This window comes from Campylobacter sp. BCW_6464 (assembly GCF_001762775.1).
In the GTDB taxonomy this organism is placed as follows: Bacteria; Campylobacterota; Campylobacteria; order Campylobacterales; family Campylobacteraceae; genus Campylobacter_D; species Campylobacter_D jejuni.
Map to the genome: position 1 here is coordinate 1 of NZ_MJXM01000037.1, position 20,503 is coordinate 20,503.

The window sequence follows — 20,503 nt, forward strand, 5'->3', positions numbered from 1 at the left end:
AGATAAAGATGGCTATATGGGAAGTGATTTTAACAAAGCTGCAGGATTACCTGAAGATTTTAAAATACATAAATCTACTTTGGATGAGATTAAAAAAGCTGCTGAAAATGAACCTTATATTGCAGATATGAAACAATATTTTGGTGTAAGCGAGTATTATACTAATATCGATATGGCTGAAACCATAAAACAATATTATAATCTTTTTTCTAATGCTTTAGGTCAAAGTTTTCCAAATGATAAAACAAGTTTTAGCCAAGCAGATATAAATTCTATGCCTAAGGGGTATGCTATAAATGGAATAAAATCGATGGATTTTAATGATCCAAGCAATAGAATGAATATCACCCACTTAAGAGATTTCTCAAATTCTTCTATTACAAATATTTATCAAACCCCTGAACAAATGAAAGAAGCTGAAAGTTTATATATACAATCAGGATCTTTAATAGATGGCATAAATGGACATAGTTTTGGTTTATCTTTGGAAGAAATCAAAAATGTTTCTAAAGGTGAAGATTGGCAGTTTAATCCTGATATGTCAGTTTATCCACAAAATGAAGATGGAAGCTATTCTAAAGAAGCTTTATTTATGAGCTTTTTAAAATCATATGGTAGCGGACAACCCGTTGAGAGTCCAAAAACTACACTTAATCCAAAAGTAGAAGCTTACAATAGGGCTATGGCTAAAGAGAGTTTTAGTGGTCCTGCAATTAACATTGATAGTATTATGACAGGTAAAAGTGACTTTAAAAGCTTTTTTAGATACTGGGCAGAGCGTGGCATAGAAGAAGGTGATTTATATATGTATGAAAATAACATTCCTAAAGAATCTGCTATGGGTAATTGGGCTTTAGATGCTGAAATTAAACAAGCTCTTGCTAATGGCTGGAAAGCAAAACCTAGCACTATTGATTCCTACGCTGATTCTATAATGGATAGACTTAATAATCTTTTAGGACAAACTAGGGTTTAAAGGTTTTAATTTTTTAAGTTTGAAACAAATTGCTAATAACAAAATAAGATAAAATTAGTATAATTTTTTTACAAAAAATTTTGAAAGGAAATTATGAAAAAAATTATTTTGATTTTTATCTCTTTTTTTGCTTTAAATTTGAGTGCAAAAGATTTGGTTGTAGGAATGGAGCTTGGATATCCGCCTTTTGAAATGAGCGATAAAACAGGCAAAGCAAGTGGAATTAGTGTGGATTTTTTAGAAGCTTTTGCAAAGAAAAACGGCTATAAACTTGTAGTAAAAAATATCGCTTGGGATGGTTTAATACCTGCTTTAAAAACAGCCAAGATAGATCTTATCATGTCTTCTATGACAATTACCGATGAGAGAAAGAAAGTGGTGGATTTTAGCATTCCTTATGCTAAGGCAAATTTGGCTATTTTAACTCCTTTGAACTCTGATATTACAAATATCAAAGATTTAGATAAAAAGGGCAAAGTTTTGGCTTTAAAGCGTGGTTCTACAGGGCATTTATATGCGGTTAAAAATTTAAAAAATGCAACTATTAATTTATTTGATAAAGAAAATGCTGCTATTTTGGAAGTGATTCAAGGCAAGGCTGATGGATTTTTTTATGATCAACTTACGATTTATCGGACTTGGCAAAAGCATCAAGATACAACCAGAGCCATTTTAGCGCCTTTTCAAGAAAATCCTGAGTTTTGGGGTATAGCTGTAAGAAAAGGTGATGAAGCTTTAAAGGACAAGCTTGATAATTTCATTGATGAGAGTAGGAAAAATGGCTTTTTAGATTTTTTGGGCAATAAGTATTTAAAAGACATTAAAGAAGTTTTTAAGCAAAATAATATCACTTTTTTCTTGTAGGCTTTTAATAAAATATTGATAATTAATATTAATTTTATAAATTTTGATATACAATATCATTATCTAAATTTTAAATAAAAGGATTTAAGATAATGAAAAAAGTTGCATTTTTTTTGTTATTTTTGTTTTTATCTTGCACTGCACTAAACGCAGCTGGGGAGTATTGCAAATATGCTTATCAAGAAGATAGAGCTATACCTTTAATTTTAAATTATGGAATAAGATTGGGGGTAGTAGGTGCTGGGGTTGCGAATGCACCTGCACCGGGCGGAAGTGCTTACAATTCAAAAATTGACATGATGGCTGCAAGATACCACTAAGCTTAGTTTTTGGGTGTATTTTACAATGCTAGAATTTATTTTTACTCTTATTTTAGATTTTACTTTTTATTCTATCAAGACCCTAGAAAAAGTCTTTCTAGGGCGAACAGCCTTAGTAATTCTTTTTGTTGTTTTTATAGCTCTTTTTTGCGTTAAAGGCTTGTTTTTGTATATACTTTTAGCTTTAGAATTATTTTTGCTTTTGTATCTTTTTCTTGGAATTTTGTTTTTAAGATTTTATAAATCTTAGGTTACAAAGCTTTCCACAAGCCTTTGCACTAGCAAATTCCATCCATCCACTAATACAAAAATTAAGAGTTTAAAAGGTAAAGAGATCATAGTAGGAGGTAGCATCATCATACCCATAGCCATTAAAACTGAGCTTACAACCATATCTATGACTAAAAAGGGCAGGTAGATTAAAAACCCTATTTCAAAAGCGGTTTTAAGCTCTGAAATCATAAAAGCAGGAACTAAAACCGTAAGGGGAACATCATCTATGGTTTTGGGATTGGGTAGATTGCGTATACGATAAAAAAGGGCTAAATCTTTTTCTCGAGTATTTTTAAGCATAAAATCTTTAAAAGGCTTTGCTCCTTTTATAAAAGCCTCTTCATAGCCTATTTTTTCTGCTAAATAAGGTTTTATGCCTTCATTATAAGATTTTGTAGCTACAGGTTCCATGATAAAAAAAGTTAAAATTAAAGCCAAGGTTACTAAAATAGTATTAGGTGGCATACTTTGCGTCCCCATAGCTTGTCGCAAAAATGAAAATACCACAATAAGACGCAAGAAAGAAGTCATAACAAAAACTATACTTGGAGCGAGCGCAAGTATGGTTAAAACAATCACTATATTTAAAGTAGTAACAAGCTGATTAGGTGTATTGGGTGCACTTAAGCTTAAATTTACTGTAGGGATAGTTGCTTCAGCAGCAAATAAACTCATGCTTAAAAGTAAAAATAATAATATTTTTTTCAAAATTTAAAAACCTTTTTTTGTTTTTTACTAAAGAAATTTAAATTTTATCTTTTGATGACTAAAAACTAGTTTAAGGGTATTAGGATTTTAACTTTAAACTGCTAAAATAGTCTTTTAGACTTCTTAATAACAAAGGTAAAAAATGAAAACTTCTATTTTGATTTTAGCGGCAGGATTAGGCACTAGAATGAAATCACAAAAGCCAAAGGTTTTGCAAGAGCTTTGTCAAAAAAGTATGATTTTACACATTTTAAAAAAGGCTTTTGCTTTAAGTGATGATGTAAGTGTAATTTTATCACATCAAAAAGAACGCGTTGAAAAAGAAATTTTAGAATATTTTCCAAAAACACAAATTTTAGAGCAAGACTTGCAAAATTATCCAGGAACTGCGGGAGCTTTAAGGGGGTTTGAGCCTAAAAATGAAAGAGTGTTGATTCTTTGTGGCGATATGCCTTTGGTTGAGCAAACAAGTTTGGAAGCTTTGTTGAGTAATAATGCAAAATTAAATCTAGCAGTTTTCAAAGCAAGAGATCCTAAAAGTTATGGTAGGGTGGTGATAAAAAACGATAGTGTTGAAAAAATTGTTGAATTTAAAGATGCAAATACACAAGAAAAAGAGATAAATACTTGCAATGCTGGGGTTTATGTGATTGACTCGAGGCTTTTAAAAGAGTTTTTACCTTTGATTGATAACAATAATGCGGCAAAAGAGTATTATTTAACCGATATTGTAAAACTAGCAAAAGAAAAAGATGTGATGATTAAAGCGGTTTTTGTAGATGAAGATGAATTTATGGGGATTAATGATAAATTTGAACTCAGTATAGCTGAAAATTTCATGCAAGAAAAAATTAAAAAACACTGGATGCAACAGGGTGTGATTTTTCATTTACCGCAAAGCACTTTTATAGGTGCAGATGTTGAATTTGTAGGTGAATGCGAAGTATATGAAAATGTAAGGATAGAGGGTAAAAGTAAGATTATAAACTCTATCATTAAAAGTTCAAGCGTGATAGAAAATTCCATCGTAGAAAATAGCGATGTAGGGCCTTTGGCACATTTACGTCCAAATTGTGAGTTAAAAAACACTCATATAGGAAATTTTGTAGAATGCAAAAATGCAAAGTTAAATACCGTAAAAGCAGGGCATTTGAGCTATTTGGGAGATTGTGAGATAGATAGTGGAACTAATATAGGCTGTGGGACTATTACATGTAATTATGATGGGGTAAAAAAGCATAAAACCATCATAGGAAAAAATGTTTTTGTAGGTTCGGATACGCAATTTATCGCACCTGTAAAAATCGAAGATGAAGTGATCATAGCAGCAGGAAGCACAGTAAGTGTCAATGTAGAAAAAGGTGCTTTGTTTATCAATAGAGCAGAGCATAAGATGATAAAAGATTATTATTACAAGAAATTTCAAAAATGAAAACCATACTTTTGGCTATTAGTGGCAGTATAGCTTTTTATAAATCTTACGAGCTTATTTCTTTGTTTAAAAAAGAAGGCTTTAGGGTAAAAGTTTTGCTTTCTAATGGTTTGTTAAAATTTGCTAGCAAAATGAGTTTTGAAGCCTTGGCTGATGAGATTTTATGTGAGGAAAATGAAAGTTGGCAAAACTTAAACAATCACATAGCTTTTAGCAAGGATGTAGACCTTGTTTTATTTGCCCCTGCAAGTGTTAATTCTATCAATAAACTTGCTTTTGGTATAGCGGATAATCTTTTTATCCAAACCTTAATCGCAGCAAATAAACCTCTTATCATAGCTCCTGCGGCAAATACAAATATGTTTCATCATTTTAGCACGCAAAATTCTTTAAAGATGCTTAAAGAAAATAAAGCTTTGATTATAGAGCCTATTTGTAAAGTTTTAGCTTGTAAAGATGAAGGTGCAGGAGCCTTAGCTGAAGTTAAGGATATTTTCAGTATCACCAAAAGAGAACTTTTAAAAGAAAAGTTTTGGTGCGATAAAAGTGTAGTTATCACAGGTGGCGGCACAAGAGAAAGAATTGATGATGTGCGTTGTGTGAGTAATTTTTCAAGTGGAAAAATGGCAAAAGCCATAGCTGATGCTTTTTATTTTTTAGGAGCTAGGGTAAAATTTTTAAGCTCTGTGGAATTTGATACTCCTTATGAGCTTTGCAAATTTGAAAGTTCTAAGGATCTAAAAGAGCTTTTGGATAAAAATTTAAGTCATGATTTTTTGATTATGACGGCTGCAGTGAGTGATTTTATCCCTCAAAGTGTAAAAGGAAAAATTAAAAAAAATGAGCATTTACAGGGTTTAAACTTGCATCTATCTTTAAATGAAGATTTGCTTAAAACTTGCAAATTTCAAGGCAAAAAGATAGGTTTTAAGATGGAATTTGATTCTCAAAATGCCTTAGAAAATGCGAAAAAATCTTTAAAAGATAAGCAACTTGATATGATTTGCCTTAATATCATTGATCAAAAAAATTATTTTGGAAGCGATCAAAATGAACTTTATTTTATCACTTTAAATAATGAAAATAAAAGCACCTTGCAAAGCAAAGAAAAATTGGCATTTGAATTAGTAAAATGGTGTGAAAAATTATGAGTATGATTAATTCTACCTTACCTATACAAATGAAAGTTTTGGCTAAATCAGGCTATGGACACTATACGCTTTTGTTAAATCACAAAAAGATTCAAACCAAAAGCATGATAGAGCTTGAAATTGGTGCTGAATATTTAGCTGAACTTTATATGCAAAATGGTGGAGTTATACAATTTAAACATCTTTCAAAGCGTCCTAATTTCAAACCTTTTGAAGAGGGATTGGCTTTGATAATCGCTATTTTAGAGGATAAAATTTCTTATAAAAAATTCATCATACAAAATCTTTTAGCTTGTAAAGATATAGAGCGTTATCAGATATTAAAAGAAATGCTTTTTGCAAGTTTTGAAAATATTTATCATATTCCTTTTATCTTTGAAAATAAATCTTGTTTGTTTCAAATGCGTAAAAGAGCAAAATATTTAGAAATTTACTTATATTTTAGTGTTTTTGGAGCTTTGAAAATTTTGATAGATTCACAAGGTGTTAGCGTTTTTACACCTTTTGCCAAGGTACAAAAATTTTTAAACGAACATTTAGATTTTAATGTATCGCAAGAAAACAAGATTGAACCTTTGTTTGTTTTCAAAAGGCTTTTTGATTTTAAAGGATGAAAAATGAATGAATTAAAACACCTTGCTGTTGTTATGGATGGTAATAGGCGCTGGGCTAGGGCTAAGGGTTTTTTGGCAAAACTTGGATATTCCCAAGGAGTCAAAACTATGCAAAAATTGATGGAAGTTTGCATGGAAGAAAATATTTCAAATTTAAGCCTTTTTGCTTTTAGTACGGAAAATTGGAAGCGTCCTAAAGATGAAATTGATTTTATTTTTGAACTTTTAAATCGTTGTTTAGATGAAGCTTTAGAAAAATTTGAAAAAAATAATGTGCGTTTAAGAGCTATAGGTGATTTATCGCGTTTGGAATATAAAGTAAGAGAAAAAATTACCTTAGTTGAAGAAAAAACAAAGCATTGTGACGCACTTTGTGTTAATTTGGCTATAAGTTATGGCGCAAGAGATGAAATTATAAGAGCTGCTAAGCGTGTGATCGAAAAAAAACTTGAGCTAAATGAAGAAAATTTAACGCAAAATTTAGATTTACCTTTAGATGTGGATTTGATGCTTCGCGTTGGAAATGCTAAAAGACTTTCAAATTTCTTACTTTGGCAGTGTTCATATGCTGAAATTTATTTTAGTGAAACTTTATTTCCATCTCTTACCAAGAGAGAATTTAAAAGGATTATTAAAGAATTTAGAAATAGAGAAAGAACTTTTGGAAAATGATACTTTTCATAATAATTCTAGGGGCTTGTTTGGGTTCTTTTTGCGCAAGTTTGGCAAGTAGGATAATTGAAAAAAAACCTTTTTTTATCTCGCGCTCCTTTTGTTTTTCTTGCGATACAAAATTAAAATACTATGAAATTATTCCTATTTTTTCTTATGTTTTTTTAAAGGCAAAATGTCAAACTTGCAAATGTCATTTGCCTATTTTTTTATTAATCAATGAAATTTTAGGCATAATTTTGCTTATTTTGGTTTATTTTTTAAGTCAAAATTTTTATGATTTTTTATTTTTATCTCTATTTTTATTTAATCTTTTCTTGCTTTCTTTAATTGATATTAAACTCAAAGCCGTACCACAAATCTTACTTTGGAGCGCTTTTTTATTTGCTTTTTTTTACGCCTTTAGGGAAAGTGAAATTTTACATTTTTTGATTTTTAAAGAGTTTAGCAGAGGTTTTTTACTAAATGCTTTTAGTTTTGGAGGATTTGTTTTTTTATTAAAAAGTTTAGTTTTTTTTCTAATGAATTTCCAAAAAAAAGATGAAATTTTAGAAAATTTGGGTGATGCTGATATTATCATTATGTCTTGTATGGGTGGAATTTTAGGTTTTGAGTATGGATTTTTAGTATTATTTATAGCTTCTATTTTAACTTTGCCTTTTTTTATTTTTTTTAAAATTAAAGCAATAAAAGAGCAAGAACTTGCTATGATACCCTTTTTAAATATCGCTTTTGTGGCAGTTTTATTTTATAAAAACTTAGGATTATTCTAATGAAGCTTAGTTTAAGATATGTTTTAAATCAATTTTTAAGTACGAATTTATCTATATTTTTCGTACTTTTTGCTATTGTATCTATGGTATTTTTTATTCAACTTGCAAAACTTACTTCAAGTATAGAGATTAGTTTTTTGGATCTTTTAAAGCTTTATGGATTTATGTTGCCTAGAATTTTAATTTTTACCTTGCCTATATCTTTTTTTATTTCTTTAACTTTGGCTTTGTTTAGGCTTTCTAAGGAAAATGAAAGCATAGTGCTTTTTACTTTGGGATTTTCACCAATGATTTTGGCAAAATTTTTCCTTAAAATTGCAAGCTTGATTAGTGCTTTTATGCTTGTTGTGGCTTTGGTAATGATACCTATAGTATTTGAACTTCAGGATAACTTTGTAAACTATAAAAGCACTCAAGTGAAATTTAACTACAAAACAGGAGAATTTGGACAAAAATTTTTAGACTGGATGATTTTTATAGAAAAACAAGATAGTGATAAGTATGAAAACATAATTATGTATCGCCCTAAACATAAAGCAGATGATAAAGAACAGCTTATCATAGCCAAAGAAGCGCATGTGCAAAGAAAAGATGATAGCTTTGCTTTTAGCTTAAATCAAGGAAAAATGTATAATTTTGAGCAAGGTCAAAGTATTTTTAGTGGAGAATTTGATGCTTTAGTAGTAAATACTCAGTTTAATACAGACAATCTTCAAACAAAGAAATTTTATGAATACTGGAATGATTTAAACGAAAACCCACAAAGAGCAAGAGAATTTGTGATTTATACAACTATAGCCTTGTTTCCACTTGCTAGTACGCTTTTTGCGCTTTGCTTTGGTTTGGTTACTTATCGTTATGAAAAAGGCTATGTGTATTTAGGTATGTTTGGAGTGATTGCTATATATTTCGGACTTTTAAGTTCTTTTTCTCAACCTCCAATTTTGGCTTGCCTTGGAATTTTTTCTTTAAGTTTATTTGTTTCGGCTTATTGTTTTAAGAAAATGATTTTGAGTCGTTATTGATGAAAATAAAAATTATATTTTCTTATGATGGCTCTGCTTTTTTAGGTTCTGCTACTCAGCCTCATAAAAAAGGTGTTCAAGATGCTTTAAGTGGGGCTTTATCGCATTTGGGTATTTTTTCACCTCTTTTGATGGCTTCTCGTACAGATAAAGGAGTGCATGCAAGCTATGCTGTAGCTAGTGTAGAATGTGGAGATTATTTTACAAATTTAGAATATCTTCAAAAACAACTTAATAAATTTTCCCATCCTTTTATCCATATCAAAAAAATTGAAAAAGTAAAAGATGATTTTGAGGTAAGATTTGATGTAAAAAGTAGAGAATACCGCTATATATTTTCTCACTCTTCTTATAGTCCTTTTATGGCTTCTTATGTACATTTTTATCCTAAATTTGACTTAGATAAGGCTAATGAGCTTTTGGGTTTTTTTGTGGGAAAAAAGGATTTAAAGTTTTTTTGCAAAAGTGGAGGGGATAATAAAACGACTTTAAGAGAAATTTTTATTGCTAGAGCTTATGCTTATAAAGATTTTAGCATTTTTCATTTTAAAGCTAATGGTTTTTTAAGAGGGCAAATTAGATTAAGCGTAGCAAGCGTTTTAAAGGTTTTAGAAGGAAAAATGAGTGAAAAAGAACTCAAAGAACAGATTGAGGCTAAAAAGCAATACAATCACTTTTTAGCACCGCCAAATGGGCTTTATTTAAGCCGTATATGTTATTAAAAACTTTCATAGAAATTAAAGGCCTTTTGGGTTAAAATTTTTCTTATTTCTTCTTGATGTTCTTTGCCTTTGGTTTCTAGGGTAATTGAAATCATCGCATCGCCATAATCAAGCTTGGTGGAAAATCTATCATAGTCGATTTTTACTATATTTGCATTGGCTATTTTTAAGCTGTCTGTAAGGTGTAATAATGCCCCAGGTTTATCTACTAAAGTAACATGAATTTGCATTTTTCTATAGGATTTAAATAAACCTTTTTCTATGATGATATTTAGCATTTGTGCATCGATATTACCTCCGCTTAAAACTACGCCAATTTTTTTATGATTTTGTGTATTTATTTTTTGATGAAGTAGGGTGGCTACACTCGCAGCTCCTGCGCCTTCAACTATGATTTTATGTTTTTCAAGTAAAAACAATACCGCATTAGCGATTTCTTCATCATCAACTTGGATAAAATCATCTACGCATTCTAAAATAATGTTAAAATTAATAGGATTTGCATCACGCACAGCAATACCATCGGCTATAGTGCGTACGCTTTTTGCATTTTTGATTTTTTTAGCATGAAAACTTTCATACATTGCAGGAGCTCCTTTGGCTCCAACTCCGATGATTTTAATGTTTGGATTGATTTGTTTAGCTGCACTTGCGATACCACTTATAAGTCCTCCACCTCCAACAGGTGCGATAATCACATCAAGATCGCTTATTTCATCAAGCATTTCAAGCATCAAAGTTCCTTGTCCTGCCATTACAAATTCATCTTCAAAAGGATGAATAAAGCTAAGATTATTTTCTTTAGCATAAGAGGTTGCAAAGGCATAGGCTTCATCAAAATTATCCCCTTTGAGTATCACCTCTGCTCCTAAGGCTTTTGTAGCAGAAACTTTTAAGAGCGGAGTGGATTCTGGCATTACAATAACTGCTTTAATGCCAAATTTTTTTGCACTAATGGCCACGCCTTGAGCATGGTTTCCAGCACTTGCGGCAATGACTCCATGTTGTTTTTGTTCAGCACTAAGATTGGCTATTTTATTATAAGCTCCACGAATTTTATAAGCACCTGTAATTTGTAAATTTTCATTTTTAAGATAAATTTCACTTTGACAAATATCACTTAAAAAAGAAGAGTATATGAAAGGAGTTTTGTTTACAAACCCTGAAATTTGTTGTTTTGCTTTGTAAATTTTATTAAGCTCTAACACTATTTTTCCTTTGTTTTAAAATACGGATATTCTAGCATAATGCAACGATTTTGTATAAAATTTATATCTAATTTTTTACATTCTTTTTTGGCTGTTTCATTACTAATACCAAGTTGAAGCCATAGGTTTTTAATATTTTTTTCAACAAGCTTAGGAAGAATTTCTAGTGCCACTTCGCCTTTTCTAAAAAGTATAAGTGTATCGATTTTTTCTTCTATTTGATCTAAATTTCTATAAACTTTTTCATTTAAAATAAACTCTTCTTTAGGATAAATAGGAAAAATTTTATAATTTTTTCTTTGTAAAAATTCTGCTACCCTATAAGAAGCTTTTGTCTTATCTGGACTTAAAGCAAATATGGCAATATTTTTACTTGTATTTATAATATAAGAGATAGTTTCTTTTTCATTCATTATTAACCTTTGTTTTGGTATTTTATCTTAAATGATTAAAAAATTAACTAAAATGAATTCAAAAAATGAAAAAAGTGTTATAATATAGCAAATTCCGAAGTTTAATAAGGAGGGAAAAATGGAAGAATTTTATCCATATACTTTAACAATCCATCTTCTTTGTGCTATTTTGTTTATAGGTTATTTGTTTGTTGATGTATTTGTTTTGGGTGTAGTTAAAAAGAAAAATCCTAATTTTGACAAAAGTCTTTTTAGTGCTACTGGGGTTAAAATAATGCCTTTTGTGGTTCTTTTGCTTTTTTTAAGCGGAGGTGCTTTGGCAGGTTTTCATTTTAAACCTTTAAATTTACTTTTTGCTATAAAAATTATTTTGGCTTTTGGAATTTTATCTTTAGTTGTTTTTTCTTTATTTTGTCATTTTATATTAAAGAAGAAAAACCCGCTTGGTGCTTTTATCCATCCTTTTGTATTTGTGCTTTGTATCGCGATAGTAATACTGGCTAAATTAATGAATTATTTTTTTATACCTTGCTAAGAAATACTCCGCATTCAAGATGTGGAGTATTGGCAAATTGATCAAAAAGAGCAAACTCTTCCACTCTATGTGTTAGGCTTAATTCTTTTAAATTTTCTTTTAAAGTGATAGGATTGCAAGAAATATAAATAATATTTTCATATTTTTTTATTAAGTCAATTACGCTTTTATCAAGTCCTGCACGGGGTGGATCAACTAAAACATGAGAGAAATTAAAATCATCTAATCGAATATCTTTTAAACGAAAAAATTCTCTTTCTTTTTTGATAGCAAGACTTAATTCTTCGCTTGAAAGTCTTGCAAAGTGGATATTTATTGTATTGTTAAGTTTGCAATTTTTTAAAGCAAAATTAATATTGCTTTTTGAAATTTCAGTGGCTAAAATTTTAAAAAAGAATGGTGCTAAAGCTAAAGTAAAATTTCCATATCCACAGTAAAGCTCAAGTAAATCCATTCTTTTTTGAGTGCTTAAAATTTCACATACCCAAGTAATCATTTTTTCATTTATAGCAGTATTAGGCTGAATAAAACAATCGTTGTTAAATTCATAAAATATTTTTCTATCTTGAATATTTAAAGTTTGTCTTAGATTTTCTGTTTTAAAAATAAGTTTTTTGCCTTTACTTCTTGCTATAAGGTTGATATGAAGAATATTGCTTAAATTTTCTAAATTTGACTTTATATCTTCTATATTTTTATGATAAAGTAAAGTTATGCTAAGTTCTTGCTTTGTGGTTAAAAACTCCACGCCAAAAAGTTTTTCTTTTAATTTGCTATCTTGACGCAAGCATTCTAGAAGTTTTGGCATAAAAGCGCAAATTTTTTCATCAGCAAAATCTAAATATTCTATAATGTACTTTTTTTTGCTTTTTGGATCAAACATTGCATAAAAAAGCGTATCATTTTCATGATAAAATGAAAGTTCAGCTCTTGTACGATAATGTTTATCTTTTGAGGCAAAAAGTTTAAATTCTTTTGTATAAAATTCTTTAAAATATTTTTTTATGAAAGAGTGTTTTTCATCTAAAGTAAGAAAATTTCCAAAATTTTCAAGACTCATGGAACTTTCTTTCCGATGAGTCTTAATAAAAGCGCAATAAGTATGAAATTTAAAGGCAAGACAAACCAAACACTAAGTCCTAAAGATACAGGAATATATCCAGCGATTAAAGAAATGCCACAGATAAATAAAGCATAAGGAATTTGTGTTCTTACATGCTCCATATGATCGCATTTTGCACTCATAGATGAAAGGATTACATTATCTGAAATTGGTGAGCAATGGTTTCCAAAAATCGCACCTGTTAAAACGCAGCTTATATTAATAACCATATAATGATGCATAGCGTTTACATCCATACTATTGATTTTGGCGATTTCATGAGCTAAAGGCACAGCCAAAGGCATTAAAATCCCCATAGTTCCATAGCTTGTTCCTATGGCAAAAGAAATAGCTGAAGCAAAAGCAAAAATAGTAGCAGGTAAAATAAACTCAGGTAATTTATCTGCAAGCAAACTAGTGATAAATAAAGAAGTTCCTAGATCTTTTACTATACTTGAAAGCGACCAAGCAAATAAAAGTAAGACTATAGTAAAAATCATGGTTTTCCAGCCATATATCCAAGTTTCTACCGCTTCTTTAAGATTGAAAATTTTACGACGCACCCCGATAAAAATCGCTACAATAGCAGCAAACAAAGCAGCTTGGAATAACACCACAGAAGAATCAGCATTTCCAAAAGCAGCCCTAAAAGTTTCAAAAGACAAAGGATTGGCATTTGCTTTTGCAAGTTCTTCGCCTTCTAAAGTGCTAAGTCCATTAAAATAAAATCCTAATATAGCTAAAATGATTAAAGTAAAAATAGGAATAATAGCATCAAAAGCACGAATTTTAATACCTTCTTTTGGTGCTAAAAACTGATCTTCTAATTCAGCAGTATCTAGTGTGCCTGATTTAGGTAGAGGAGCAATTTGCCCTGTGGTTCTTGCACGCACTTCAGCCTTGTACATAGAACCAAACTCACGCCCCATGATTGCAGTCATGATTACAAAAAAAAGCATGAAGATATTATAAAAACGATAAGGTATGGTTTCGACAAAAATTCCAAAAGCACTAATATCGCTAATGCCTATGTGTTCATAAGCGGTTTTAATTAAGGAAACTTCTAAGCCTATCCAAGTAGAAATTACAGCTATTCCTGCTACGGGAGCGGCAGTAGAATCGATAATAAAGGCAAATTTTTCACGAGAAATTTTAAATTTATCCGCCAAAGGACGCATAATTGGACCTACGATCAGTAAATTAGCATAATCATCAAAAAATATTAAAAGCCCTAAAAACCAAGTGTTAACTTGAGCTGATACAGCTGATTTGGCTCTTTTGGCAAATTTTAATGCTACAGCTTTTGCACCACCCATTTTTGTGATAAGTGCTACAAGACCACCTATACAAAGAATTTGCAAAATGATTCCTGCATTTACTGGATCTGAAGTTGAGCCTAAGATGTAAGAAATAATCTTTGAAAAAGATTCTACTGCGGTATTATAAAAATTTACAAAAGCTAAATGTTGTGCTTTAAAAATATTTACAGAAAGGCTAAGTAGAAAAGTTCCGCTTAAAACCCCAGCAAAGAGTGATAAAATAACATCTTTTGTGATAAAGGCTAAAGCAATAGCAACTAAAGGTGGTATAAGCGTAAAAGCTCCAAACAAATTAGCATTTGCAGCTGCTTCTGAGGAGTTTGCAAATGCAACTAAAGGTAAAAACAATAAAACTAAAAATTTATTCATTCATCTCTTTCTATATAAAATCCATTCCAAGTTTGTGTTACCGGCATAAGCTCGATTTCATTAACATTAATATGGCTTGGTAGGTTAATGATAGACATTACTACTTTGGCAATATCATTAGCACTGATAAATTGCGTATTTTCATACACTGCATCAGCTTTTTGGATATCTCCTTTAAAACGCACTTCACTAAATTCAGTTTTGCAAAGTCCTGGAGCAATGTTTGTTACTTTGATATTGCTTCCTCTAAGATCATTTCTTAAGGCCAATGAAAATTGTCCTACAAAGGCTTTGGTTCCACAATACACATTGCCTCCAAAATAAGGATTGCGTCCCGCAACTGAACCTAAGTTAAAAATATAAGCATTTTTTTGTTTACGAAGTATAGGAATAACAGCTTTTGCAATATATAAAAACCCTTTGATGTTTGTATCTACCATAGTGTTAATATCTTCAAGGTTTAATTTATCAAATTCATCTACCCCTAAAGCTAAACCTGCATTATTAAAAAGCACATCAATTTCTTGAAATTCTTTGGGTAAATTTTCAATAGCCTCAAAGATTTCTTTTTGATTTCTTACATCTATGCAAAGCGTGTAAATCTTATCTTTGTGAGCATTTTTTAACTCTTCTAGACGCTCTTTGCGTCTAGCAAGGGCGATTACTTTGTAGTCTTCTTGTATAAAAGCTTCAACGCAAGCTCTACCAAAACCTGAACTAGCTCCTGTAATAAATGCGGTTTTCATTCTAAACTACCTCTGTAAAATAGATTTTCGTTTGCTTTTAAACCCAAGCTTTTTAGATAATCAGCATTTTCTTTTTTACCTGCTGCTAGCGCAAAGTCAAGTGCATTAAAACCAAGATCATCAACAGCATTAAAATTTGCTCCTTTTGAAATAAGAAGTTTTAAAATTTCAACATTTCCATAGGCTGCAGCATGCATTAAAACATTTTTTGAAGTGTGCTCTAGAGCACAAAATGTAATAAAATAAGGCGTATTTGAACCTATGTTCGCACTTAATGCTAATTTTTCATTGTTATTAATATATTTTTGATTAACATTTGCTCTATTATCAAGAAGTAGTTTTATGATATCAAGGCGATTAAACTCTATGGCATAAAAAAGTGGGGTTTTACCAAAGGCATTGGCTTGATTAACATTCGCTCCATTTTGGATTAAAAAATTTGTATTTTCATAATTTTCCAATGCGTAAAAAATAGCACTTTCATAACCTTCGTCAATCCTAGCACCAAAACGAATCAAAAGTTCTAAAATTTCTTTTTCTCTTTGATTTAGAAGCGCTGCTTGCAAGGCTATCGTAAGATCATCTTGGCTTGGATTATTTGAAAAAATAAAATCTTGTATATAAGATACCGAATAATTTTTATTTGACATGATTTTTGCTAAAGGACTAATGTCTTTGTAAATTTTTGTTTCACCAACAGCCCAATTTAAAAATTCGTTTAAGGCATTGCTAGCATAGTAAATATTACTACCTTTGTCAAAATTAAAATTACTTTCAAAATACTTTTCTAAAGGTTCTATAGCATTGTTATATTCTTTCCAAAAAGCTTTGTAAAGTCTAAAATTTCCTATACTTTGATATGCCCAATATCTAAAATAAGATTTTAAAATGTCATATTTTTTTTCTAAATTTTCGGGTGTATCTAAAGTTTTTTGATAAGCGATGGGATCGATAGCTATTTTTAATAATAAAAAATCAAATTGTTGTAATTTGGGCAAATAAGCCACACCATTACAAGAGCTATTGCTTCCGCGAATTTCATTGGAAATCGCATAGAGTTTTTTTGTAAAATCTTGATTTTTTAAAGATTCTTTACAGCTTGAAGCTATATTTAAATAATCTAAATTTGAACTTTTATTTAGCAATGTTTTATTATTTTTAATGTTGTCGCAGTTAATGGCATCGCTAGCCATTAAACTTGCAAAACAACAAAAGGAAGTGAATAATAACTTCAATATTTTTCCTTTGAAAATTTTAATTTTGTTATTTAATCCAAATAAGTATTAAATTTGAATTAATTTTCAAGTTTGAAATTTTCAATCTCATTAAAATTTAAATATCTATAGATATTTGCCTTATGCTCATCACTTAGTTTTTCGCTGACAATTTGTAAGTATTCTTCCTTGCTTGGAATTTTACCCAAAATCGCACAAACTGCCGCAAGTTCTGCACTGCCTAAATATACTTTAGCACCCATTCCCATACGGTTGTCAAAATTTCTTGTAGAAGTTGAGAAAACTACAGCTCCATCATTTACTCTAGCTTGATTACCCATACACAAAGAACAACCAGGAACTTCTATTCTAGCACCTGCTGCACCAAAGATGCTGTAATAACCTTCATTAATAAGTTGTGCTTTATCCATTTTTGTTGGAGGCACTACCCAAAGTCTGGTTTTAAGTATGCCTTTATCTTTTAAAATTTCTCCTAAAGCTCTATAATGTCCTATGTTTGTCATACAAGAACCTACAAAAACTTCATCTATATTTTTTGGACGCTTATCATCGGCTAAAATTTCGCTTAAGGTTGCCACATCATCAGGGTCATTTGGACAAGCTAGGATTGGCTCTTTAATGTCATTAAGATTAATATCTATAATATAAGCGTATTTTGCATCTTTATCTGCTCTTAAAAGAGTAGGGTTTTTAAGCCATTCTCTCATTTTTTCAGCCCTTCTAGCAAGGGTAGCTTTATTCTCATATCCTACTTCTATCATAGCTTCAATTAAAGAAATATTGGATTTGATATATTCGCTTACACTTTCTATGCTTAAATCCACGCTGCAAGCAGCTGCAGATCTTTCAGCACTTGCATCACTAAGTTCAAAAGCTTGTTCGACTTTTAAGTTTGGCAAGCCTTCTATTTCTAAAATTTTTCCTGCAAAAATATTTTTCTTATTTTTCTTTTCAACGGTAAGTTGTCCTTGTTTGATTGCATAATAAGGTATAGCATTAACCAAATCTCTTAAGGTAACTCCAGCTTGTAATTCCCCGCTAAAACGCACTAAAACACTTTCAGGGACATTTAAAGGCATAGAACCAGTAACTGCAGCAAAAGCCACAAGTCCACTTCCCGCAGGGAAAGAAATTCCTATAGGAAAGCGTGTGTGAGAATCCCCACCCGTTCCTACGGTATCTGGCAATACAAAACGATTAAGCCAAGAGTGAATAACCCCATCACCTGGTTTTAAACTTACCCCACCACGACTTGTCATGAAATTGGGCAAGGTTTTATGTAAATTTGAATCGCTTACTTTTGGATAAGCAGCTGTATGGCAAAAGCTTTGCATCACAAAGTCTGCATTAAAACCTAGGCTTGCAAGTTCTTTAATTTCATCTCTAGTCATAGGACCTGTGGTATCTTGAGAGCCCACAGTTAAAGTTATAGGTTCTATATACATACCTGGACGCACGCCTTCAACTCCACAGGCACGACCTAGTATTTTTTGAGCCAAGGTATAACCACCGCTTGAAGATTTAGGTTGTTCAGGTTTGGTAAAGATATTTTCACTTTCCATTCCTAAAAATTCTCTAGCCTTAGTACAAAGCCCGCGACCTATGATAAGTGGGATTCTTCCTCCTGCTCTAACTTCATCTAAGAGAGTGTTTGGACTGAGTGTAAATTCTGCAATTATAGAGTCATTTTTTATGATTTTTCCCTCATAAGGATGAATTTCAAACTCATCGCCCATTTCTAAGTTTGTTACATCACAGATGATAGGTAAAGCCCCGCTATCTTGAGCAGTGTTAAAGAAAATCGGTGCTATAGTTGAACCCATTACTATACCACCGCTATGCTTGTTTGGCACACCTTCTATTTCTTTTCCTAAATGCCATTGTATAGAATTTATTGCCGATTTTCTACTTGAACCTGTTCCTACAACATCACCTACATAAACTACTTCGCGACCGCTTTTTTTAAGCTCTTTGATTTTTTCTAAGGATCCTGCTTGTCTTACCTTTAGCATGGCATTTGCATGCAAAGGAATATCGCTTCTTGTAAAAGCATCTCCTGCAGGGCTTAGATCGTCGGTATTTGTTTCGCCTGCTACTTTGAAAACTATACATTTAATCACTTGAGGTAATTTTTCTTTTTTGTTAAACCAGTCCGCATTTGCCCAGCTTTGTAAAACTTCCTTAGCGTGTGGATTGTTTTTGCTAAGTTCAGCTATGGTATGAAAATTATCATGAACAAAAATAATATTTTTCAACACTTCTGCAGAATCTTTGGCTATGTTTTCATCTTTTAAGGCATCGATTAAAACTTTAACATTATATCCGCCTAGCATAGTTCCAAGCATTCTTAAGGCTCTTTTTTTGTCTATATTTGGAGCACTGATTTTGCCTTTAAGTATAGAATCTAAAAATTCACATTTTACTAAAGCTGCATCATCAACACCAGGATTTACTCTATTTTCTAAAAGATTTGCAAGCTCTTCATTATTTTCATTTTCAAGTAGTTTACAAAGTTCTTTAGTTTGATTTACATTTAAAGGAAGGGGTGGTATACCCAAAGCGGCTCTTTCTTCAACAAGTTTATTGTATTCTTGCATAAAAGACATTTTCTACTCCTTAAATATTTTTTATTATAATTGTAGCTCTTTGAAGGATAAAAAATGTTTAAAGTTTATTATAAAATGCCTTTATGTTACCTATCTTTACATAGTGATGGAAAATTTTTAACTAGAGTCGATTTTTGTAATAATAAAAGATCAGAAAAAAATTGTAGTTTGCTTGACTTAGCAAAATATGAACTTGATTTATATTTTACTCATAAGCTTAGAAAATTTAGCATTCCTGTTTTGATACAAGGTACAGATTTCGAATCAAAGGTTTATAAGGCTTTAATGAAAATTCCTTATGGTAAAATAGCTACTTATAAAGATATAGCAGAAAAAATTAATCATCCAAAAGCTTTTAGAGCTGTCGGAAATGCAAATTCTAAAAATCAAATTCCTATTTTTATACCTTGTCATAGAGTTATTGCAAGCAATGGCATAGGAGGATATAATGGAGGGCTTGAAATAAAAAGATTTTTGCTTGAAAATGAAGGAGTGAATTTAAAATAAGCTTGGGGTTTGATTTTCTTTGTTTTCAAATTCTTGCTCAAAAATATCATAATTTTCAAGAATTAAACAATATTTAAAATTTTTTAATTTTCTTAAATCTGAAAGCTGATTATAGGAAAAATCGCAAAATAAAGAATTTTTAGAAGCAATTTTAAAGTCTTTTATGTTTTTAAATTTTTCTTTCCAGAATTCAAAGGTATTTTGGTTGTTGCTTACAATAAACGCTTGAGAGCTTGAACCAAAAGGAGTGATTTCAAATTTATCGTCAATAAAATAAATTTTAAAATCATCAATCTTATTAAAGTCAAATATTATTTTTTGATTTTTTTCTTTTAAAAAAGAAATAATTTTTGCAAAACTATTTGCGTAAAAAAAAGGCAAATTAAGATTTTTAAAATATAAATTTTCACAAATCAAAGTTGTAAAAAAGAAGCTAGATCGCGATAATAAAGTAAAATTAGCATCTTTTAGACTATGAGAATAGGCGCAAAGTTTATTTAAGTAATTTTCTTCACAGTAACAAAAAATTTCACCCTTTTTTGCTTTGATTAGTTTTTCAAAATCAGCAAAAATATTTCCTTTTAAAATGTTAAAATAAAAAGCCTTGCAAAGACTTAGTTCGTAAGATTTAAAAAGCAAAAATTCACATTCTTTATCTTCACAAAAAAAGCGTAAAAATCTTACAAGAGCTTGTTCTAGATTTTCTACTCTAAAGTAAAAAATGTCTTTATCTTCAATAGCAATGTCATTTTCTGTAATTATAGCATAAGCGCCTTTTTTTATAGCTTGGGCAATTTCTTTTTTATCGTTATTAAAGAAAGCAAAGCCTGCTTTAAGTTCGTTTAAATTTATGGCAAAACCTTCCACACTTAAAACGCTACCTTCATGAATGAGCGTTGCGTTTAAAAGTTCACCTAAATTGCTAATTTGCAT

At 30.6% G+C, this 20,503-nt stretch carries 22 protein-coding genes; 13 read left to right on the forward strand and 9 right to left on the reverse strand.

The features are described 5' to 3' along the window. From AJ885_RS10080 to AJ885_RS02135, 4 genes are all read left to right on the forward strand, one after another. The coding region (locus tag AJ885_RS10080; RefSeq protein ID WP_261659917.1) for a Cj0814 family flagellar-dependent secreted protein at positions 1 to 976 on the forward strand (976 nt) is incomplete at its 5' end. Between the two features lie 93 nt (positions 977 to 1,069). Beyond that, the gene (locus AJ885_RS02125; protein WP_002776733.1) at positions 1,070 to 1,840 is read left to right on the forward strand and encodes a transporter substrate-binding domain-containing protein; all 771 of its coding nucleotides are present in this window, start codon (positions 1,070 to 1,072) and stop codon (positions 1,838 to 1,840) included. Positions 1,841 to 1,932: 92 nt separating this feature from the next. After that, complete coding sequence (locus tag AJ885_RS02130; protein WP_070280665.1) at positions 1,933 to 2,160, forward strand: hypothetical protein; 228 nt, start codon at positions 1,933 to 1,935, stop codon at positions 2,158 to 2,160. 25 nt (positions 2,161 to 2,185) lie between these two features. Beyond that, positions 2,186 to 2,410 carry a hypothetical protein gene (locus tag AJ885_RS02135; RefSeq protein ID WP_002780361.1) on the forward strand — a complete coding sequence of 75 codons (225 nt, stop codon included), beginning with the start codon at positions 2,186 to 2,188 and terminating at the stop codon, positions 2,408 to 2,410. On the opposite strand, the gene fliP is transcribed toward AJ885_RS02135, so the two are convergent. Next, positions 2,407 to 3,141: a flagellar type III secretion system pore protein FliP gene (gene fliP / locus AJ885_RS02140; RefSeq protein WP_002852529.1), complete on the reverse strand. Its 735-nt coding sequence runs from the start codon at positions 3,139 to 3,141 to the stop codon at positions 2,407 to 2,409. The genes AJ885_RS02135 and fliP overlap by 4 nt on opposite strands. 142 nt (positions 3,142 to 3,283) lie before the next feature. On the opposite strand from fliP, the gene glmU reads away from it, so the two are divergent. Genes glmU through truA form a run of 7 tightly spaced genes read left to right on the forward strand, consistent with a single transcriptional unit; the run spans position 3,284 to position 9,530 of the window. Continuing rightward, entirely contained in the window at positions 3,284 to 4,573 is a 1,290-nt protein-coding gene (glmU, locus tag AJ885_RS02145; protein WP_070280666.1) for a bifunctional UDP-N-acetylglucosamine diphosphorylase/glucosamine-1-phosphate N-acetyltransferase GlmU, read from the forward strand. Then, a complete protein-coding gene (gene coaBC, locus AJ885_RS02150) occupies positions 4,570 to 5,724 on the forward strand; it encodes a bifunctional phosphopantothenoylcysteine decarboxylase/phosphopantothenate--cysteine ligase CoaBC (protein WP_070280676.1) in 1,155 nt (384 codons plus the stop codon). The genes glmU and coaBC overlap by 4 nt, the downstream gene beginning before the upstream one ends. Beyond that, complete coding sequence (locus AJ885_RS02155; protein WP_070248186.1) at positions 5,721 to 6,338, forward strand: hypothetical protein; 618 nt, start codon at positions 5,721 to 5,723, stop codon at positions 6,336 to 6,338. Before coaBC ends, AJ885_RS02155 begins: the two co-directional genes overlap by 4 nt. A 3-nt stretch (positions 6,339 to 6,341) precedes the next feature. Continuing rightward, on the forward strand, positions 6,342 to 7,010 hold the full coding sequence (uppS, locus tag AJ885_RS02160; RefSeq protein ID WP_070280677.1) for a polyprenyl diphosphate synthase: 669 nt from the start codon (positions 6,342 to 6,344) through the stop codon (positions 7,008 to 7,010). Further along, positions 7,007 to 7,783, forward strand: coding sequence for an A24 family peptidase (locus AJ885_RS02165; RefSeq protein ID WP_070248182.1), 777 nt, complete (start codon positions 7,007 to 7,009; stop codon positions 7,781 to 7,783). The genes uppS and AJ885_RS02165 overlap by 4 nt, the downstream gene beginning before the upstream one ends. Then, positions 7,783 to 8,808 carry an LptF/LptG family permease gene (locus AJ885_RS02170; RefSeq protein ID WP_002881529.1) on the forward strand — a complete coding sequence of 342 codons (1,026 nt, stop codon included), beginning with the start codon at positions 7,783 to 7,785 and terminating at the stop codon, positions 8,806 to 8,808. The genes AJ885_RS02165 and AJ885_RS02170 overlap by 1 nt, the downstream gene beginning before the upstream one ends. Further along, on the forward strand, positions 8,805 to 9,530 hold the full coding sequence (gene truA / locus AJ885_RS02175; protein WP_074497808.1) for a tRNA pseudouridine(38-40) synthase TruA: 726 nt from the start codon (positions 8,805 to 8,807) through the stop codon (positions 9,528 to 9,530). Before AJ885_RS02170 ends, truA begins: the two co-directional genes overlap by 4 nt. On the opposite strand, the gene ilvA is transcribed toward truA, so the two are convergent. Both ilvA and AJ885_RS02185 read right to left on the reverse strand, forming a co-directional pair. After that, positions 9,527 to 10,738, reverse strand: coding sequence for a threonine ammonia-lyase (ilvA, locus tag AJ885_RS02180; protein ID WP_070248179.1), 1,212 nt, complete (start codon positions 10,736 to 10,738; stop codon positions 9,527 to 9,529). The two genes, truA and ilvA, sit on opposite strands and share 4 nt — an antisense overlap. After that, a complete protein-coding gene (locus AJ885_RS02185) occupies positions 10,738 to 11,151 on the reverse strand; it encodes a CoA-binding protein (RefSeq protein WP_002856772.1) in 414 nt (137 codons plus the stop codon). Before AJ885_RS02185 ends, ilvA begins: the two co-directional genes overlap by 1 nt. Before the next feature lie 118 nt (positions 11,152 to 11,269). On the opposite strand from AJ885_RS02185, the gene AJ885_RS02190 reads away from it, so the two are divergent. Next, positions 11,270 to 11,686 (forward strand): membrane protein, encoded by a 417-nt coding sequence (locus AJ885_RS02190; protein ID WP_002861471.1) that lies wholly within the window; start codon positions 11,270 to 11,272, stop codon positions 11,684 to 11,686. Here AJ885_RS02190 and trmA read toward each other — a convergent pair. From trmA to AJ885_RS02215, 5 genes are read right to left on the reverse strand one after another with little or no spacing between them, the layout of a single operon-like run. Beyond that, on the reverse strand, positions 11,673 to 12,746 hold the full coding sequence (gene trmA, locus AJ885_RS02195; RefSeq protein ID WP_070210097.1) for a tRNA (uridine(54)-C5)-methyltransferase TrmA: 1,074 nt from the start codon (positions 12,744 to 12,746) through the stop codon (positions 11,673 to 11,675). The two genes, AJ885_RS02190 and trmA, sit on opposite strands and share 14 nt — an antisense overlap. After that, positions 12,743 to 14,476, reverse strand: a complete 1,734-nt coding sequence (locus AJ885_RS02200; RefSeq protein WP_070210096.1) for a Na+/H+ antiporter NhaC family protein — start codon at positions 14,474 to 14,476, stop codon at positions 12,743 to 12,745. The genes trmA and AJ885_RS02200 overlap by 4 nt, the downstream gene beginning before the upstream one ends. Continuing rightward, on the reverse strand, positions 14,473 to 15,222 hold the full coding sequence (locus AJ885_RS02205; protein WP_052858706.1) for an SDR family NAD(P)-dependent oxidoreductase: 750 nt from the start codon (positions 15,220 to 15,222) through the stop codon (positions 14,473 to 14,475). Before AJ885_RS02205 ends, AJ885_RS02200 begins: the two co-directional genes overlap by 4 nt. Next, positions 15,219 to 16,457: an ankyrin repeat domain-containing protein gene (locus tag AJ885_RS02210; RefSeq protein WP_070210095.1), complete on the reverse strand. Its 1,239-nt coding sequence runs from the start codon at positions 16,455 to 16,457 to the stop codon at positions 15,219 to 15,221. Before AJ885_RS02210 ends, AJ885_RS02205 begins: the two co-directional genes overlap by 4 nt. Before the next feature lie 59 nt (positions 16,458 to 16,516). Beyond that, entirely contained in the window at positions 16,517 to 19,063 is a 2,547-nt protein-coding gene (locus tag AJ885_RS02215; RefSeq protein ID WP_070210094.1) for a bifunctional aconitate hydratase 2/2-methylisocitrate dehydratase, read from the reverse strand. A gap of 54 nt (positions 19,064 to 19,117) precedes the next feature. Here AJ885_RS02215 and AJ885_RS02220 point away from each other — a divergent pair, with 54 nt between their 5' ends. Continuing rightward, complete coding sequence (locus tag AJ885_RS02220; RefSeq protein ID WP_044780342.1) at positions 19,118 to 19,570, forward strand: methylated-DNA--[protein]-cysteine S-methyltransferase; 453 nt, start codon at positions 19,118 to 19,120, stop codon at positions 19,568 to 19,570. Here the strand turns inward: AJ885_RS02220 and AJ885_RS02225 are convergent. Further along, positions 19,562 to 20,503 (reverse strand): hypothetical protein, encoded by a 942-nt coding sequence (locus tag AJ885_RS02225; RefSeq protein WP_044780343.1) that lies wholly within the window; start codon positions 20,501 to 20,503, stop codon positions 19,562 to 19,564. The genes AJ885_RS02220 and AJ885_RS02225 overlap by 9 nt on opposite strands.

Coding starts and splice junctions, on each gene's coding strand:
- AJ885_RS02125 (WP_002776733.1), top strand. CDS start 1,070: ATGAAAAAAATTATTTTGATTTTTATCTCTTTTTTTGCTTTAAATTTG.
- AJ885_RS02130 (WP_070280665.1), top strand. CDS start 1,933: ATGAAAAAAGTTGCATTTTTTTTGTTATTTTTGTTTTTATCTTGCACT.
- AJ885_RS02135 (WP_002780361.1), top strand. CDS start 2,186: ATGCTAGAATTTATTTTTACTCTTATTTTAGATTTTACTTTTTATTCT.
- glmU (WP_070280666.1), top strand. CDS start 3,284: ATGAAAACTTCTATTTTGATTTTAGCGGCAGGATTAGGCACTAGAATG.
- coaBC (WP_070280676.1), top strand. CDS start 4,570: ATGAAAACCATACTTTTGGCTATTAGTGGCAGTATAGCTTTTTATAAA.
- AJ885_RS02155 (WP_070248186.1), top strand. CDS start 5,721: ATGAGTATGATTAATTCTACCTTACCTATACAAATGAAAGTTTTGGCT.
- uppS (WP_070280677.1), top strand. CDS start 6,342: ATGAATGAATTAAAACACCTTGCTGTTGTTATGGATGGTAATAGGCGC.
- AJ885_RS02165 (WP_070248182.1), top strand. CDS start 7,007: ATGATACTTTTCATAATAATTCTAGGGGCTTGTTTGGGTTCTTTTTGC.
- AJ885_RS02170 (WP_002881529.1), top strand. CDS start 7,783: ATGAAGCTTAGTTTAAGATATGTTTTAAATCAATTTTTAAGTACGAAT.
- AJ885_RS02185 (WP_002856772.1), bottom strand. CDS start 11,151: ATGAATGAAAAAGAAACTATCTCTTATATTATAAATACAAGTAAAAAT.
- AJ885_RS02190 (WP_002861471.1), top strand. CDS start 11,270: ATGGAAGAATTTTATCCATATACTTTAACAATCCATCTTCTTTGTGCT.
- trmA (WP_070210097.1), bottom strand. CDS start 12,746: ATGAGTCTTGAAAATTTTGGAAATTTTCTTACTTTAGATGAAAAACAC.
- AJ885_RS02200 (WP_070210096.1), bottom strand. CDS start 14,476: ATGAATAAATTTTTAGTTTTATTGTTTTTACCTTTAGTTGCATTTGCA.
- AJ885_RS02205 (WP_052858706.1), bottom strand. CDS start 15,222: ATGAAAACCGCATTTATTACAGGAGCTAGTTCAGGTTTTGGTAGAGCT.
- AJ885_RS02215 (WP_070210094.1), bottom strand. CDS start 19,063: ATGTCTTTTATGCAAGAATACAATAAACTTGTTGAAGAAAGAGCCGCT.
- AJ885_RS02220 (WP_044780342.1), top strand. CDS start 19,118: ATGTTTAAAGTTTATTATAAAATGCCTTTATGTTACCTATCTTTACAT.
- AJ885_RS02225 (WP_044780343.1), bottom strand. CDS start 20,503: ATGCAAATTAGCAATTTAGGTGAACTTTTAAACGCAACGCTCATTCAT.